The organism is Streptomyces sp. HNM0574 (assembly GCF_012726235.1).
Lineage (GTDB): Bacteria > Actinomycetota > Actinomycetes > Streptomycetales > Streptomycetaceae > Streptomyces.
This window is the reverse complement of sequence record NZ_JAASAH010000009.1, coordinates 33,501-49,124: the sequence shown is the minus strand read 5'-3', so window position 1 is coordinate 49,124 and position 15,624 is coordinate 33,501. Positions and strand designations below refer to the sequence as shown.

19 protein-coding genes are annotated in these 15,624 nt (G+C 73.4%); 9 read left to right on the top strand and 10 right to left on the bottom strand.

Annotated features, from left to right (window positions below):
- Positions 1–7: 7 nt before the first annotated feature.
- The 7 genes from HCC30_RS16810 to HCC30_RS16780 all read right to left on the bottom strand — a co-directional run bounded on the left by HCC30_RS16810 (position 8) and on the right by HCC30_RS16780 (position 6,773).
- A complete protein-coding gene (locus HCC30_RS16810; protein WP_169443378.1) occupies positions 8–1,309 on the bottom strand; it encodes a cytochrome P450 in 1,302 nt (433 codons plus the stop codon).
- The gene (locus HCC30_RS16805) at positions 1,306–2,508 is read right to left on the bottom strand and encodes a cytochrome P450 (protein WP_240979670.1); all 1,203 of its coding nucleotides are present in this window, start codon (positions 2,506–2,508) and stop codon (positions 1,306–1,308) included. Before HCC30_RS16805 ends, HCC30_RS16810 begins: the two co-directional genes overlap by 4 nt.
- A 107-nt stretch (positions 2,509–2,615) precedes the next feature.
- The gene (locus tag HCC30_RS16800) at positions 2,616–3,314 is read right to left on the bottom strand and encodes an ATP/GTP-binding protein (RefSeq protein WP_169443377.1); all 699 of its coding nucleotides are present in this window, start codon (positions 3,312–3,314) and stop codon (positions 2,616–2,618) included.
- Positions 3,295–3,651, bottom strand: a complete 357-nt coding sequence (locus HCC30_RS16795) for a DUF742 domain-containing protein (protein ID WP_169443376.1) — start codon at positions 3,649–3,651, stop codon at positions 3,295–3,297. Before HCC30_RS16795 ends, HCC30_RS16800 begins: the two co-directional genes overlap by 20 nt.
- Positions 3,648–4,061, bottom strand: coding sequence for a roadblock/LC7 domain-containing protein (locus HCC30_RS16790; RefSeq protein ID WP_169443375.1), 414 nt, complete (start codon positions 4,059–4,061; stop codon positions 3,648–3,650). The genes HCC30_RS16795 and HCC30_RS16790 overlap by 4 nt, the downstream gene beginning before the upstream one ends.
- Positions 4,058–5,848, bottom strand: coding sequence for an ATP-binding protein (locus HCC30_RS16785; RefSeq protein WP_169443374.1), 1,791 nt, complete (start codon positions 5,846–5,848; stop codon positions 4,058–4,060). The genes HCC30_RS16790 and HCC30_RS16785 overlap by 4 nt, the downstream gene beginning before the upstream one ends.
- A 355-nt stretch (positions 5,849–6,203) precedes the next feature.
- A complete protein-coding gene (locus HCC30_RS16780; protein WP_240979669.1) occupies positions 6,204–6,773 on the bottom strand; it encodes a DUF6461 domain-containing protein in 570 nt (189 codons plus the stop codon).
- A gap of 234 nt (positions 6,774–7,007) precedes the next feature.
- On the opposite strand from HCC30_RS16780, the gene HCC30_RS16775 reads away from it, so the two are divergent.
- Together HCC30_RS16775 and HCC30_RS16770 are read left to right on the top strand one after the other, a co-directional pair.
- The gene (locus HCC30_RS16775; protein ID WP_169443372.1) at positions 7,008–7,403 is read left to right on the top strand and encodes a hypothetical protein; all 396 of its coding nucleotides are present in this window, start codon (positions 7,008–7,010) and stop codon (positions 7,401–7,403) included.
- A 37-nt stretch (positions 7,404–7,440) separates the two neighbouring features.
- On the top strand, positions 7,441–8,337 hold the full coding sequence (locus HCC30_RS16770; RefSeq protein ID WP_169443371.1) for an oxygenase MpaB family protein: 897 nt from the start codon (positions 7,441–7,443) through the stop codon (positions 8,335–8,337).
- Positions 8,338–8,393: 56 nt separating this feature from the next.
- Here the strand turns inward: HCC30_RS16770 and HCC30_RS16765 are convergent, their stop codons facing one another.
- On the bottom strand, positions 8,394–9,884 hold the full coding sequence (locus tag HCC30_RS16765) for a M1 family metallopeptidase (protein ID WP_169443370.1): 1,491 nt from the start codon (positions 9,882–9,884) through the stop codon (positions 8,394–8,396).
- A 212-nt stretch (positions 9,885–10,096) separates the two neighbouring features.
- On the opposite strand from HCC30_RS16765, the gene HCC30_RS16760 reads away from it, so the two are divergent.
- Positions 10,097–11,065 (top strand): hypothetical protein, encoded by a 969-nt coding sequence (locus tag HCC30_RS16760; protein ID WP_169443369.1) that lies wholly within the window; start codon positions 10,097–10,099, stop codon positions 11,063–11,065.
- A gap of 131 nt (positions 11,066–11,196) precedes the next feature.
- Positions 11,197–11,367, top strand: coding sequence for a 50S ribosomal protein L32 (rpmF, locus tag HCC30_RS16755; RefSeq protein WP_169443368.1), 171 nt, complete (start codon positions 11,197–11,199; stop codon positions 11,365–11,367).
- Between the two features lie 199 nt (positions 11,368–11,566).
- Here rpmF and rpsN read toward each other — a convergent pair whose 3' ends face one another.
- Together rpsN and rpmB are read right to left on the bottom strand one after the other, a co-directional pair.
- On the bottom strand, positions 11,567–11,872 hold the full coding sequence (rpsN, locus tag HCC30_RS16750) for a 30S ribosomal protein S14 (protein WP_169443367.1): 306 nt from the start codon (positions 11,870–11,872) through the stop codon (positions 11,567–11,569).
- Positions 11,872–12,108 carry a 50S ribosomal protein L28 gene (gene rpmB, locus HCC30_RS16745; RefSeq protein ID WP_169443366.1) on the bottom strand — a complete coding sequence of 79 codons (237 nt, stop codon included), beginning with the start codon at positions 12,106–12,108 and terminating at the stop codon, positions 11,872–11,874. The genes rpsN and rpmB overlap by 1 nt, the downstream gene beginning before the upstream one ends.
- A gap of 67 nt (positions 12,109–12,175) precedes the next feature.
- Here rpmB and rpmG point away from each other — a divergent pair, with 67 nt between their 5' ends.
- The 5 genes from rpmG (at position 12,176) to HCC30_RS16720 (ending at position 15,621) form a co-directional block, all read left to right on the top strand.
- Positions 12,176–12,340 carry a 50S ribosomal protein L33 gene (gene rpmG, locus HCC30_RS16740; RefSeq protein WP_169443365.1) on the top strand — a complete coding sequence of 55 codons (165 nt, stop codon included), beginning with the start codon at positions 12,176–12,178 and terminating at the stop codon, positions 12,338–12,340.
- A 71-nt stretch (positions 12,341–12,411) separates the two neighbouring features.
- Positions 12,412–12,666, top strand: coding sequence for a type B 50S ribosomal protein L31 (locus tag HCC30_RS16735; protein ID WP_169443364.1), 255 nt, complete (start codon positions 12,412–12,414; stop codon positions 12,664–12,666).
- Positions 12,666–13,865, top strand: coding sequence for a GTP-binding protein (locus HCC30_RS16730; RefSeq protein ID WP_169443363.1), 1,200 nt, complete (start codon positions 12,666–12,668; stop codon positions 13,863–13,865). Before HCC30_RS16735 ends, HCC30_RS16730 begins: the two co-directional genes overlap by 1 nt.
- 28 nt (positions 13,866–13,893) lie before the next feature.
- On the top strand, positions 13,894–14,130 hold the full coding sequence (rpsR, locus tag HCC30_RS16725) for a 30S ribosomal protein S18 (protein ID WP_169443362.1): 237 nt from the start codon (positions 13,894–13,896) through the stop codon (positions 14,128–14,130).
- A gap of 144 nt (positions 14,131–14,274) precedes the next feature.
- Positions 14,275–15,621, top strand: coding sequence for a M14 family metallocarboxypeptidase (locus HCC30_RS16720; protein ID WP_169443361.1), 1,347 nt, complete (start codon positions 14,275–14,277; stop codon positions 15,619–15,621).
- Positions 15,622–15,624 lie beyond the last annotated feature (3 nt).

Below are 15,624 nucleotides of genomic sequence, written 5' to 3'. Positions count from 1 at the left end.
AGTGGGGTCAGCCGAGGTGGAGGGGCAGGGCGTAGAGGTCGTTCTGGGTGACCGCCGGCTTGTTGCGCAGGTCTTCCGGGGGGACCGCCAGGGACAGGGCGGGGTAGCGGTCGAAGAGGGCCGGGAGGGCGGTGCGGGCCTCCAGGCGGGAGAGCGGGGCGCCGGGGCAGACGTGCGGGCCGTGGCCGAAGGACAGGTGGCGCTTCGAGGCGCGGGTGAGGTCGAACTCCCCGGCGGTGGGCCCGTACTGGACCTCGTCCCGGCCCATCGCGCCGTACGAGATGATCACGGCCTCGCCCTGGGCGATGGTGTCCTCGCCGACCTCGATGTCCTCGGCCGCGCACCGGATGAGCACATGCGTCGTGGGCGGGTCCCAGCGCAGCGTCTCCTCGATCACGTCGTCCCACGTCACCTCGCCGGCGCGCAGCAGCGCCAGTTGATCCGGGTGGGTCAGCAGCGCGCGCACCGCGCTGACGACCAGGCTGACCGTCGTCTCGTGCCCGGCCGCGATCATCACCTGGAGCGTGGCGAGGACTTCGTCCTCGGTGAGCCGGTCGCCGTTCTCCGAGGCCTCGATCAGCGCGCTGGTCAGGTCGTCACCCGGGGTGCGCTGCTTCTCCCGCACCACCTCGCGGAAGAAGCCGAACAGCTCGGCGATGACGGCCTGCACCTCGTCGGCCGGGGTGACGCTGGAGAAGAACTTCCCGTACAGCCGGTGCAGCCGCGGGTGGTCGGCCACCTCGATGCCCATCAGCTCGCTGATCACCCGCATCGGCAGATGCGCCGCGAACTGCGCGCGCAGGTCCACCCGTCCGTCCGCGTCCGCCGTGCCCGGCAGCGCGTCCAGCAGCTCGGCGGTGATCGCCTCCACCCGCGGCCGCAGCGCCTCCACCCGGCGCGGGGTGAGCGCCTGCGCCGCGAGGGTGCGCAGCCTGCGGTGCTCGGCGCCGTCGAAGGTGAGCATGCTCGGGCCCGGGTCGGCGAGGCCGATCAGCGGCCAGGTGCGCGGGATCTCGCCGTGGCTCCACGCCTTCCAGTGCCGGATGTCCTTCACCAGCCGGGAATCCAGCAGCAGCGCCCGCGCCTCGGCCTGCCGCGTCACCGCCCGCACCCGCACCCCGCCGGGCAGCTCGACGTGCGCGACGGGCCCCGCCGCGCGGAGTAGTGCCCCTTCACCGGCCAGATCCCCGACCAGCGGGTCCAGTACGACGAGTCCGTCCCCGGACGCCGGGCAGCCCGGGCCGGTGCGGCCCGGGCTGTCGTACGTTCCGTGTGCGCTGCTCTCTCCGGTCACGGGGCAGGAAGTCATCCATGTCCTCCAGCTGCTGTGGTGGGTGTGAAGTGGACCGGCAGCGACTCCAGTCCGCGCAGCCAGGGCGAGGGGCGCCAGGCCAGCGTGCGCGGAGGCACCGACAGGTCCACGTCCGGCAGCCGGTCCAGCAGCACCTCGACGCCCGTGCGGGCGATGCCCTCGGCGATGTCCTGCGCCGGGTACGGGCACCGGTGGTCGCCGTGGCCGAAGGAGAGGAACGCGTTGTTCCCCCCGGTGAAGGTGTGCTGGTCCGGCCTGATCTGGGGGTCGGCGTTGGCCGCCGCGAAGCTGAGGATGAGCAGGTCGCCCTGGCGGATGCGCTTGTTGCCGAGCTGGGTGTCGCGGGTCGCCCAGCGGCCCGCGATGTTCTGCGAGGGAGTCTCCTCCCACAGCACCTCGTTCATCGCCTCGGCGACGCTGTGCCGCCCGCCGGACAGCGAGACGGCGAACCGGTCGTCGGTGAGCATCAGCCGCAGGGTGTTGCCGATCCAGTCGGCCGTCGGATTGTGCCCCGCGATGATGTTCACCATCATGTCCTCGACGATCTCGTCGAAGGTGAACTCGCCGGAGTACTCGTGCTCCTGGATCGCCGAGGAGACGTCCGCGCCGGGACGCGTCTGCCGCTCGCGCAGCAGCCGCTTCATGTCGTTCATGATCCGGTCCCGGCCCTCCAGCGCGCCCTCGGTGCCGTTCACCAGCGCGTTGATGTGCGGGACCAGCTCGGCGCCCTCGGTGTCGCCGAAGCCGTAGAGCCGGGCCAGCACCATCGCGGGCAGCGCCTTGGCGTACTCGCCGATCAGGTCGGCGTCGCCGCGGCCGCAGAAGCGGTCGATGAGGACGTCCGCGAACCGCTCGGCGTGGTCCCGCAGTTCGAACGGGTCGACCGAGTCCAGCGCGTCGCTCACCAGCGCCGAACGCCGCTGGTGCCGCTCGCCGACGGTGTACAGGATCGACGGCTGCTTGCCCACCATCGGCAGCAGCGGCCAGTCGGCCGGGATCTCGGGCCACATGTTCCACAGCGCCGAGTCGCGGCTGTAGAGCGCCGGGTTGTTGGTGATGTTGTGCAGCTCCCGGTAGCCGAGGACGAGCCAGCCCGGCACGTCGCCCGGCAGCACGATCGGCGCCACCGGGCCGTGCTCGCGCCGCAGTTCCCGGTACAGCTGCGCCCGGTCGTTCTGGAAACGCGGGCCCATCATCGGCACCGCGTCCGGGTGCACCGCCGTGTGCGCCGGGCAGCCGGGCGGCGGGGCGGCACCCGCACCGGGCGCTCCGGCGGACAGGTGGGCTTCGCTGAGGGGCTCGGTCATGGTGCGGGCTCCTGCTCCGGGGCGGTGGTCGCCGGGGCCGTCGGGTACGCCGGGTCCGCGGGGTCTGCCGCCCCCGGTACGGACGCGGCGTCCGGCGCGGACCCGGTGGAAAGGGCGTAGAGGTGGTTGACGAGCGTGATCAGCACGTCCCTGCTGGAGGTGCGGGCGCGCGCGTCGCAGTCGACGAGCGGGATGCTCTCCGGCAGGTCCAGGGCCTCCCGTACCTGCTCGGGGGTGTGCCGGGGGCCGCCGAAGTCGTTCACGGCGACGACGAAGGGCGTGCCGTGGTGCTCCAGCCGGTCGATGGCGTACCAGGAGTCCGCCAGCCGCCGGGTGTCGACGAGCACGACGGCGCCGAGCGTGCCGGAGAACAGCCGGTCCCACAGGAACCAGAACCGTTCCTGCCCGGGCGCCCCGAACAGGTACAGCACGGTCTCGGCGTTCAGGCTGATCCGGCCGAAGTCGAAGGCGATCGTGGTCGTGGTCTTTCCCCGCACGTCGGTGAGGTCGTCGACGCCCTCACCGGCCTGCGTCATGGTCTCCTCCGTGCTCAGCGGCCTGATGTCGCTGACGGACTGGACCATCGTCGTCTTGCCGACCCCGAAACCGCCGACCACGACGATCTTGAGCCCGTTCTCTGCGGTCGCGCTGAGCGGGGGGCGGTCGGCGTTCGGGTCAGATATTGCGGAGTCCAACGAGCACCTGCTTCAGGATTTCTGGGTCGGGGAGTCGGTCCGAAGAAGCGGCCGTCCGCGGGTGCCGGGCCGTGACCCGGCCCGCCGCGTGCAGATCGCCCAGCAGGATGCGGACGATGCTCACCGGAAGGGACAGGTCGGAGGCCAGCTCCACGACCGCCGTGGGGTTGCGGCAGATCCGGAGGATGGTGGCGTGCTCCGACTGCATTCCGGGTACCGGATCGCATTCGCTGACGACGAGGGTGACGAGGTCGAAAGCGTCCGAGTCCGACCGGCTGCGACCGCCCGTGACGGTGTACAGCCGGTCGGGGTTCTCGTCCCGGCCCGGCCGCGTCATGCCGGACCGCTGCCTTCGTCGCTGCGGGGCGGCGCGCTGAGGTACTCGCCGAGCTGCTCCACGAGTTCGTTCATGTTGTGCCCGATGACCCCGACGTCGGAGTCCTCGTCGGCCACGACGGCGAGGTGCGCGCCGTCACCGGCCCCGACGACGAACAGGATGCCGCCGTGGAACTCGGCCATCGCCTGCCGCACCCCGGGGTCGCCGTCGCCGAACTCCACGGAGGCGCCGTGCGAGAGGCTCTGGATTCCCGCGCTGATCGCGGCCAGTTGATCCGCCTGGTCGACGGTCAGTTCGGGCGTACGGCACAGCCGCAGGCCGTCGCGGGAGAGGACAAGGGCGTGCCGCGTGCCGGGCGTGCGCTCCAGCAGGTTCTCCAGCAGCCAGTCGAGCTTGCTGTCGGTCATCATTCGGTTTCGTTCTCCGGGCGGGACGGGGGAGTGGGAGAGGGGTTGGTCGGACCGGCGGCCTCGGGGTGGCCGTCGTCCTGGTGACCGGGGGCACCGCTGGTCTGGTCGGCCGCCCCGGTGCTGGTGCTGTCGGCCGTGGGGGACGAGGTGCCCTGCACAGCCGAGCGGAAGGCGCCGAACCGGGAGCCGGACTGCTGGGCCGAACGCCGCGGCGCCGGCCGCTGCGCGGACTCCCGCGCCGCCGCGCGGCCGTCCCGCGCGGCGGCCAGGGTCTGGCCCCGGCGGCGTTTCGGCAGCCCGCTCTCGCCGTACTCGATCCGGACGGTGTCCTCGTCGGGCGAGGCACCGGCCGCGTTCTGCCCCGACTGCCGCTCGGCGGGCAGGGGTTGGGCGGCCTCGCCGCCGCGCGTGGGCTCACCGCGCGCGGGCTCGGGACGGGGTGCCTCGGGTGCCGGGCGGGTGGGTTCCGGCGCGGCGGGTTCGGTCCGGGCCGGTTCCGTGCGGGTCGGTTCGGTGCGGGCGGACTCCGTGCGGGTGTGCTCCCTGGGGTCCTGGGGCCTGGTCCGGGGGCGCGCGGGGGTCTGCGCCTGGGCCTGGCCCTGCGCCGGGACCTGGGCTGCGGCCGCCGGGGCCGCGGGGTTCTCCCGCTTGACCTCGGTGACCAGTTCCTGCGGGATCATCATCAGGACGCCGGTGCCGCCGTGCGCCGAGGGCCGGAACGAGACGGCCAGCCCGTGCTTGCGCGCGAGCCGCCCCACGACGGGCAGGCCCAGCCGGGTACCGGACAGCGTCGAGAGGTCACCGGACTCCACCGAGACCGCCTGCTGCGCGCGCCGCAGCGCGACCTCGCCCATGACGAGCCCGCCGTCCTCGACGGTGACGACCACACCGGCCGCCACCTCCTCGACGTACACGTGGACCTCGGACGTCGGCGGCGAGAAGTTCGCCGCGTTGTCCATCAGTTCGGCCAGCGCGTGCATGACGCCCTCGGCCGCGTGCCCCGCGACGGCGATCTCGGTGGACGAGTGCAGCCGGATGCGCTGGTAGCCGCTGATCCGGCCCATCGCGCCGCGCAGGATGCTCTCCATCCCGATCGGTTTCGCCCAGCGGCGGCCCGAACGGGCGCCGGTGAGCACGGCGATGGAGTCCGCCATCCGGCCCGCCTGCGCGGTCCGGTGGTCCAGGTGCAGCAGGTCGCCGAGGATGTCCTCGCCCTGGTGCCGGTGCTGCATGTCGCGCAGGTCGGCGGCCATGCTCGTGGCGAGCGCCTGCACCCGGCCCGCGGCGTTCGCGCAGGCCGCCATGGCGGCCGCACGCAGGCCCTCGCCCCGGTGCACCTCGGTGGCCAGGGCGTTCAACAGCCGTGCGTGCGCCGGGTCCTCGACCGGCGGCGCGTCGGCGAGCGCCGTCTTGGCGGCCGCGCCCGCGCGCAGTCGCTCGACGACGGCGGGCGCGATCTCGTCGGCCAGGCGCGCGTTGCGCGCGTGGCCCGCCGCGATCTCGCCGTCCTTGGCCGCGACCCGGGCACGCAGGTCACGCGCGGTGAAGTGGAAGTACGCGGCGACGGTCACGGCGGCCGTCAGCAGCAGCGCCGCCACCCCCGCCGTCCAGGCCGGCGCGGCACTGTCCGTCGGCTCGGTGGAGTACACCACCAGCAGCCAGGCGGGCCCGGTGACGAGTACGGAACCGAGCAGGGCGAGGGCAGTGCCCGTACTCCTGCTCGGAGGCCGTCGAACACCCCCTTCCGGCGGGGGGAGTTGCTGCGACGGGGTGGTAACGGGGGTCATGTATCAGGGTCCTTGTGGACAGGTCCGGACAGTGAGCAGTCAGGAGCCGTGACAGTCCGATCAGCGCCGCACCAATATAGGCGAGTTGGAGATCTTGTGATGCGGCCGGGACCGGTTCATGGCCGAGAACCCCCTCCCGCAGCCCCAACCTCCCCGCCCACCACCCCCGTAACCCCCCACTCCCCACCCGCCCCACCACCGAACTTCCCTCCCCCTACCCCCAGTTACCCCCTCCGGCCCCCACCCCACCCACGGCCGGATTTCTCCGACGCTTAACCCACGTGCCCCAGCTCCTCCGCCGGACCTTCACGGGGTGTCCACGGGGGCGCCTGAACAGCCGCTCCGCGCCGCCGGGTCAGCAGGCGCTCCGCAAGGCGCCACCGCTCCAGGGCCCCTCGAAGTCGGCCGCGCTGAGCGTCACGCCGGTCAGCACGCGCACGGCGAGGAGGAGGCAGCCGTCCGGCTCCTCGGTGTCGGCCTCGCCCGTGGGCTCGCACGCGTCGGACGCGTCGAAGCCGGCCGCGGTGAGCGAACGGACGACGGGGTGGCCGGTGTCCACGGCGCCGGACGGGCCGCCGAAGTACCCGCCGGACAGCTCCAGGAAGCCGAGGACGTCACCGTCGTGCGCGACGGTCGCCGTCTTCGTGTCGGGATCGCGGTAGGCGCCGACGGCGGTCCGTCCGCCGGCGCTGAGCGCACCCAGCACCTCGTGCTCACACCCGGCCCAACTGTCGAACTCCACAGCGAGCACCCAGCCCCCACGCACCTCACGCCCGAGCACAAAGGCCCCCGCCCCCTCTTCGAGGAAGCGCGAAGCACCGTCCAGCCCCTCGGGGCACTCCACCGGCTCCGCAACACCCATCACCCGCAGAGTCTCGGCAACCGGCCGGGGAGAGAGCGTCACACACCATCCCTCGCCGAACATCTCGTCCAGGTCCACGGCGCGGCCCCTCGCTACTCGACTCCCATCGGCGGGCCGATCGTAGTGGGCCGGCGTTCCGCGGACAGGCACACGTCCGAGCGCCCCGGAGGCTGCGCCACCCCGAACTGCCCGACGCCTGCGGCGAGTTGGGCGGCTGCCGGGTAATGCTCCGGGAGGAATCCTCGGCTACGGTGTCGGCGCATGCGCCCGGTGTTCGAGCTTCCGCCTCATTCCGCCTTGTCCACGGCTGTTTCCGACGACTGGAACGCCATCCCGCTGCGCGTCCCGGCCGGTTGGAACGTCATCCACAACGCGCTGGACGCCCGGCGTCTTCCGGACGGACGGGTCGAGGTCAACGACTCCGAGGATCTGTACTGGGCCCGCACTGCCCCACGGCCGTGGCTGACCGCGGAGCAGCTGGCGGAGGACCGCGAGATCGGCAGCCTGCGGGCCCGGGAGATCAACATCGATGTCGGCTGGTACGCGGGCGCCGGCTTCCGCGTCGTCGTCCTCGACCCGGGCTGGGACGACGAGCGGGCCTCCCGCACCACTCCTCACCTCGACGAGCTCGTCGCCACCCTGGAGGCGTGGATGGGGAGGATCACCGGGTACGACGAGTTCCCCGAGCCGTGACCGCGCACACCCCCGCCCCCACCCCCACCATGGGGACATGGACGTGGCCCGGAGTGGTGGCGCGCGGGGGTGTGGGGAGCCCGTGCCGCCGCCTCCCGGGGGGATGTTGTGGGAGGTGGCGGGGGAGGTGCGGGGGGTGATGATGCTGCCGGCGGCGATGGTGATGCAGGTCGCGCATCCGGCTGTGGGGGCGGGGGTGGATGCGTACAGCGGGTTCCGGAGCGATCCGTGGGGGCGTGGGGCGCGGTCGCTGCGGAGTGTGCAGTTGTGGGTGTACGGGGGCGCGGCGGCGGTCGAGGAGGGGAGGCGGGTGCGGGGGCTGCACCGTGGCATCCGGGGCACCGACACCCGCGGCCGCGCCTATCACGCGCTCGCGCCGGGCCCGTACGCCTGGGTGCACGCCACCGGGTTCCCCGTCTACCGGCACGCGCAGCGGTACCTGGGGCGCCGCCCGTACACGCCGGGGGAGGAGCGGCGGCTGTACGCGGAGTGGCTGCGGGTCGGCCGGGTCCTGGGGGTCGGGGACCGGGACATGCCGGGGACGGTCGAGGAGTTCTGGCCGTACTACCGGCGGGTGCTGGCGGAGGAGCTGGAGTGCACCGCCGTGGTGCGGGAGCTCGTCGGCACCGGCCCGGTGCCCCCGCCGGACCGTGGCCCGCGGCCGCTGCGCCGCGTGCTGCGGGTGCTGTGGCCGGTGCTGTACCCGCCGCTGGGGCGCTTCCGCCGGTTCCTCACGATCGGCCTGATCCCGCCGGAGGCGCGGGCCGCGATCGGGCTGCCGTGGACGGTGCGGCAGGAGCGGCGGCTGCGGCGCTTCGGCCGCGCCGTGAGCGTCCTCGTCCCGCTGCTGCCCGAACGGTGGCGCTACCTCCCCCTGGCCCGCCGCGCCCGGGCGGCGCACCGGGCGGCCGTGCGGGCCGGGACGGCGGGCTGAGCCCCGCCGGACGCGGGCCGGAAGGGACGCGCCTCCCGGCCCGCGAACGGTCACCTTCAGTGGCCGTGGGCCGCGTGCTTGGCGGCCTGGATGCTGTCCCAGGAGGCGGGCTCCGTCGTCGCCGCGCGCGTCGTGGCCGTGCTGCCGCCCAGCGCGGCGCGGTCCGGCTTCCCGGCCGTGTACAGCCAGGTGTCGAAGAGCTCGGCCAGCGGCTTGCCCGAGACGCCCTCCGCGTACCGCACGAAGTCCGCGACCGTCGCGTCGCCGCCCTCGTGCTCGGCGGGCCAGCCCTTGAGGATGGCGAAGAAGTCCTTGTCGCCGATCTCGTTCCGCAGCGCCTGGAGGGCCAGCGCGCCGCGGTCGTACACGGCGTCGTGGAACTGGTTCTCCGGGCCGGGGTCGCCGGGCTTGACCTTCCAGAACGGGTCGTCGGCGGGCCGCGAGTCGTAGGTGTGGTCGGCCAGTTCCTGCGCCGTCCCCTCGCCCTCGTGCTCGGACCACAGCCACTGGCTGTACGCGGCGAAGCCCTCGTTGACCCAGATGTCCTTCCACCGGCTGAGGGAGACGCTGTCGCCGTACCACTGGTGTGCCAGCTCGTGCACGACGACGGAGACGTTCGAGCCCTTGTCGAAGGCCCGCTTGCCGTAGAACGGCCGGGTCTGGGTCTCCAGCGCGAACCCGGCGTCCACGTTCGGCACGTACCCGCCGACCGAGTTGAAGGGGTACGGGCCGAACACGCCCTCCAGCCAGTCGGTCACCTCGGCCGTGCGGTCGAGGCTGGCGCGCGCGGCGCCGTCGACCGCGCCGAGGTCCTTGCTGTACGCGGTGATGACGGGGATGCCGTTGCCGGTGGTGTCCTCGGTGACGTCGAAGCGGCCGACGGCGAGGGTGGCCAGATATGTCGCCTGCGGCTTGTCCGAGCGCCAGCTCGTCCGCGTCCAGCCGTTGCTCGAACTCTCGGACTGGAGCGTGCCGTTGCTGATCGCCTGCGTCCCGTCGGGGACGGCGACGCTGACGTCGTAGGTCGCCTTGTCCGTGGGGTGGTCGTTGCTGGGGAACCACCACCAGGCCGACTCGGGCTCGTTGGCCGCGACCCCGCCGTCCTTCGTCCGGTGCCAGCCGGTGAACCCGCCGACCTCGACCTCGGACGGGGTGCCCGAGTAGCGCACGACGACGGTGATCCGCTCGCCCTTGCCCAGCGACTGGGCCGGGGTGATCTCCAGCTCGTGCTCACCGGAGGTGTCGAAGTGGGCCTTCTTGCCGTTCACCCGCACCTCGCTCACGTCCAGCGCGAAGTCCAGGTTGAACCGGGAGAGTTCCTGCGTCGTGGTGGCGAGCAGGGTGGCGGTGCCGTCGAGCCGGTCCGTCTTCGGCTGGTACTTCAGCCGCAGGTCGTAGTGCGATACGTCGTAGCCGCCGTTGCCGTAGGACGGGTAGTAGGGATCGCCCACCCCCGGTGCGCCCGGCGCGGGTTCGGCCGCCGACGCCGGGATCGCCAGCGTGAGGGCTGCGGCTGCCGCGGCCGGGACGATGAGTCTGTGACGCACGTGTCCTCCAACTCCCTTGTGACGCCTGCCTGCTGAGCGGGCGGGCTGTCATGCCTGTGACAGCAGCCTAGGCACTGGCGCCGCCCGGCACCGCCCACAACGCGCCTTCTTCATGTGATCGACACGGGGCCGCAGCGCCCGCCGGAGAACCGTTCCCGGCCCGCCCCGCGTCTCCACCCGGAACGGATCACGAACGCACAGAAGGTCTCCCGATGACGACCGGAACGCAGCACGACCGCACCGCCCCGGCGGGCGACGGCCCCCGACGCGCCCTCCCCGTCGAGGTGTTCGCCGTACTGCGACGGCACCGGGGCACCCTGGCCCGGGCGACGGGCCGCGTCGTCGGCCTCGCCGGGCTCGCCTGGCTGCTGCTGACGGCCGCGCTCTTCGCGCTCTCCTGGCCGCTCTTCACCCACATGCGGAACCAGGTCAACTGGTACCGCCACGTCGAGGACCCCTACCTGCACGACAGCAGCGCCCTCGGCACCGTCGCCCTCTGCGCCCTCCCGCTCCACCTGCTCCTCCTCGGCCTCGGCAGCGCGGCCCTTCAGCGGGCCTGCTCCCGCGCCGTCGCGGCGGAGCGCCGGCCGGCCGTTCCGGAGGACGAGCCGGCGTCCCCGGGCATCCGCTCCCTGGTCGCCGTCTACGTGCTCCGGGGCCTGGTCGTATGGCCCCTGCCGGTGCTCGTCACGGCGGTCTCCGAGAGCCTCGTCGGCTACCACATCGACACCGAGGACGAGATCGTCTCCCGCGGCACCTGGCTGCACACGGCGCTCCAGAACCTCCCGTTCGCGGCTGTCGCCGTCGCCGTACTGCTCCGGCTCGCGCTCACCCTCGCCCCGGCGGCGGTGGCCGACGGGCTCGCGCCCCGCGCGGCCCTGCGCCGCTCGTGGTCGCTGATGTGGACGCGCGCCGGGGGAGTCCGCGTCCTCGCCCTCGCGCTGCCGCTGGCCGCGCTCACCGCCGGCCTGCTCCGGCTGACGACGGAGCTGGCGCTGCCGCTGCGCCCCCTGGTCAGGGCCCTGCTCGAACAGGTCACGGGGAACTTCTTCGCCGCCTACTACGCGGGCATCCTCGCCCCCGTGATCACCGGCCTCCTGCTCACCGCCGCGCTGGCCCTCCCGCTCGCCTTCACCGCCTTCGCCGTCTTCCACGACCGCCTCCGCCGCCCCGGCGCCTGAGCCCTCGGGGCGGTCAACTCCCGTGGCCGCAGGCGTGATCGGCGTCGGGGAGGCGTCCGCAGGGCCCTCGCTCGTCATGGGAATCATTTTCATGTAGAGTCCGGTGCTGTCCACGCACCAGGAGGAACCCCATGGCCGTCCCCAAGCGGAAGATGTCCCGCAGCAACACCCGGCACCGCCGTTCGCAGTGGAAGGCCGTCACGCCGCAGCTGGTGCCCGTCACCGTCGACGGCGTCGTGCACCACGTGCCGCAGCGCCTGGTCAAGGCGTACCAGCGCGGACTCCTGCGCCCCGAGGGCTGAGCCCCGGCGCCCCTCACACTCCGGGCCGGGCGGCGGTCGCAGCCACGGCGCCGCTCAGCCCGGCATCCGCAGCCGCCCACCCCTCGGGACGTCACTCCCCGAGGGGTGGGCGGTTTCGTGCTGCCGCCGCACGCGCCGGCGACCGTGGGCCGCACCCCACGAGGGGGTACGGCCCACGGCCTTCACGTCAACCCGGCGCCTACCAGGACGACTTGGTCACCCCGGGCAGCCACCCCGCGTGCGCCTGCTCGCGGACGCGTACGCGGGAGAGTCCGAACTTGCGCAGGTGTCCGCGCGGGCGGCCGTCGACGCTGTCCCGGTTGCGCACCCGGGTCGGGCTCGCGTCGCGCGGCTGACGCCGCAACTCGGCCAGCGCGGCCGCCCGTTCGGCCTCCGGCGTGGACGGCCTGCGGAGGATCTCCTTCAGTTCGGCGCGACGGGCCGCGTACCGCGCGACGACCGCCTTGCGCTTCTCGTTCTGCGCGATCTTGCTCTTCTTGGCCATCAGACCTTTCCTCCTCGTGCGCGGATGCGGGCGACGGCCTTCTCGACGCCGATGCCGTCGACGGTCTTGATGCCCCTGGCGCTCAGCGTGAGCCGGACGTACCGGCCCTCGCTCGCCAGCCAGTACCGCTTGCGCTGGATGTTCGGGTCGAACCGGCGCGAGGTGCGCCGGTGCGAGTGGGAGATGTTCTTGCCGAAGCCGGGCTTCGCCCCGGTCAGTTGGCAGTGGGCCGACATGCGTGAGCTGCCTCTCTTCAGGCGGGGGCCTGTTTGGGAATGGAAACCATTTCCATATACTAGCCGCATGGCTCGCAACGAACTGCGCCCGGTCATCAAGCTCCGCTCCACGGCGAAGACCGGCTACACCTACGTGACCCGCAAGAACCGCCGCAGCAACCCGGACCGCCTGGTGCTGCGCAAGTACGACCCGGTGATCCGGAAGCACGTCGACTTCCGCGAGGAACGCTGACCCGTCCCCGCCCGTCACCCCGGCCCGCCGGCCCCGGCGGGACCGCACGCACCACAGAGAAGGAGGCCGGGATGAAGCCCGGAATCCACCCCGAGTACCGCCCCGTCGTCTTCCGCGACAAGGCCGCCGACTTCGCCTTCCTCACCCGCTCCACCGCGACGAGCGAGCACACCGTCGAGTGGGAGGACGGCCGCACCTACCCCGTCATCGACGTCGAGATCTCCTCGCGGAGCCACCCCTTCTACACCGGCACCGCCCGCGTCATGGACACCGCCGGACGCGTCGAGCGCTTCGAGCGCCGCTACGGCCGCCGCGGGGCCCGCTGATGGGCCCCGGCAACGGCCCGCACGGGGAGGCCCGTTCCGGGGGAGCGGACGGCAGGCTCCCGGTCGTGCTCGTCGGCGGGCTGCACGCCGAGGCCAGGCAGGAGACCGTCGAGCGGCTGCTCCGCGCCGTGCCCGGCAGCGTCGCCCTGCACCACGACCTGGCCACCGCGGCCGAGGGCACCGTGCGCCGCACCATCCGGGACGCCGGAGGCCAACTGGACGTGGGCGAGGCCCCGTTGGTGAACGACTGCGCCTGCTGCGCACTGCGCGAGGACCTGGTCCCGGAGCTGGAGCGGCTCGCCGACTCCGGGACCACCCGGCTCGCCGTTGTCGAGCTGTGGGACTCCGTCGAACCGCGCGCCATGGCCGAGGTGACCGACGCGCACGGCGGCGACGTGCTCCGGCTGACCGGCGTCGTCACCGCCGTCGACCCCGCGCTGGTGCTCTCCTGCCTCGGCAACGGCGACGACCTGGCCGAGGCAGGGCTCGCCGCCGCCGCGTCCGACCAGCGCACCGTCGGCGACGCCTGGGCGCGGCAGCTGGAGTACGCGCCCGTGCTGGCCCTCGTCGACGGCGGCGAGGCCGAGGAGGAGGACCGGGCGCTGCTCACCCAACTCCACCCCACCGCACGGCAGGTGGACGTCCGGCGGGAGACCGGGGCGCTGGCCTCGCTCGCCCTCGCCGGGTTCGACGTCGAGGCCGCGGCGGCCGCGCAGCACCCCGCGTGCGCGCTGCTGCCGCACGACGCGGACGAGTCCGGCGTGGGCACCTTCGTCTGGCACCGGACCAGGCCGTTCCACCCCGAGCGGCTCTACCAGGCGCTGGAGGACCTGACCTGCGCCGCGGCCCGCAGCCGCGGCCGGTTCTGGCTGGCCGACCGGCCCGACACGCTGCTCTCCTGGGACGCCGCCGGCGGCGCCCTGTGCGTGGAGAACGCGGGACCGTGGCTGGCCTCGCTGCCGGACGCCGCCTGGGAGATGGTGCCGCCCATGCGCCGGGCCGCCGCCGCGCTCGACTGGCACCCCGAACACGGCGACTGCTGCCAGCACTTGGTGTTCACCTCGCCCGGCCTCGACCGCGAGGGCCTGGAGCGGCTCCTCGACTCCTGCCTCCTCACCGACGCCGAGTACCGGGCGGGCCCCGAGGGCTGGAAACACCTCCCCGCCGCCTTCGACACCCTCCTCGACCCCGTCTCCTGACGCCCCGAACCCGGAAGGACCGCACCCCATGCCCCGCCGCGACGACCCGCGCAAGCCCCGTAAGCCCCGCCCCAACCCCATTGACCAGGCGGGCATCACGTACATCGACTACAAGGACACCGATCTGCTGCGGAAGTTCATCTCCGACCGGGGGAAGATCCGCAGCCGCCGCGTCACCCGGGTGACCAAGCAGCAGCAGCGGCAGATCGTGCAGGCGGTCAAGACCGCGCGGGAGATGGCGCTGCTGCCGTACGCGTCGAGGTGAGCCGGGGCCCGGCGCGGCCCGGCCGGGGGCGTGCCCCGGCCGGGCCGCGGACGGCAACAGCGGTGGTGGGGCGAACGGCTGACGCCACGTCAGGGTGCTGACGACCTCTTCTGTCACGGCCGTGACGGGGGCTAACGTCCGGGCATGGTGATACGTGCGCGGTTCGACCGCCTCCCGTGGAGATCTGCCGTCCTCTGCTCCCTCGCCCTCGTCGTGCCCCTCGGCGCCGCCCCGGCCGCCACCGCCTCGGGCCCCGGAGCGAGCGGCACCGACGGGCCCCGCACCGGATTCGAGCGGACCGACGGCAAGCGCTGGACCACCCAGCCCGAGGAGCAGGACTTCCTCGCCGCCGTCGACCGCGCCAGCGAGCGCGTCGCGATCGACGAGATCGGCCGCACCGCACAGGACCGGCCGCTGCAACTGGTCCGCATCGGCGCCCCCGCGCCCGCCGACGCCGCGAAGACCCGGCAGGGCAACTCCGTCATGCTCGTCTGCTCGCAGCACGGCGACGAGCCCTCGGGCCGCGAGGCGTGCCTGTCCACCATCCGCGACCTGGCCTTCGCCGAGGACAAGGCGACCCGCGACTACCTGCGGGACACCAGCGTCCTCGTCGTCCCCACCGCCAACCCCGACGGGCGCGCGGCCGACACCCGGGAGAACTCCGAGGGCGTCGACATCAACCGCGACCACCTCGCGCTGAAGACCGCCGAGGCCCGCGCCACCGCCGCCGTCTTCCGCGACTACCGCCCCGACACCATCTACGACCTGCACGAGTACGGCGCGACGGTCCCGTACTACGACAAGGACCTGCTCTCCCTCTGGCCCCGCAACCTCAACACCGCGGACGGCGTGCACCGGGAGTCGGTGAACCTCTCCGAGCGGTACGTCCGCCCGTCCGCCGAGGACGCGGGCTTCAGCTCCGGCATCTACGGCATCTGGACCGACCCCGAGACCGGTGAGCCGATCAAGCAGACGGCGGGCGACGGGCAGGAGCGCATCCTGCGCAACGCGGCGGGCGTCAAGCACTCCGTGGGCCAGCTCGTCGAGACCCGCACGGACGCGCTGACGGACGAGGAGAAGGACGACCCGGCGGTCAACAACCGGCGCCGCGTCGACTCCCAGCTGGCCGCGCTGAAGGGCGCGTTCGACTTCACCGACCGGCGGCGCGGCGCGATCGAGTCCGCCACCACGGAGGCCCGCGAGGCGGGCAGCGCCGACGAGGGGCCCGTCCACTTCGGCGGGGCCGACAACGAGAAGCCCGAGCCGGGCCGCACCGAGCCCGACCCGGCCTGCGCCTACCGGCTGACCGGGAAGCAGTGGAAGACCGCAGGCGACGAGCTGGCGCTGCACGGCATCCGCGCCGAGCGGCAGGACGACGGGGGAGCGGTGGTCCGGCTCGCGCAGGAGCAGCGCGCGCTGGTGCCGCTGCTCCTCGACGACCGCGCCGAGTTCAAGCTGGTCTCGGCGGAGCCGGTTCGGCGCTGCGGGTAGCCG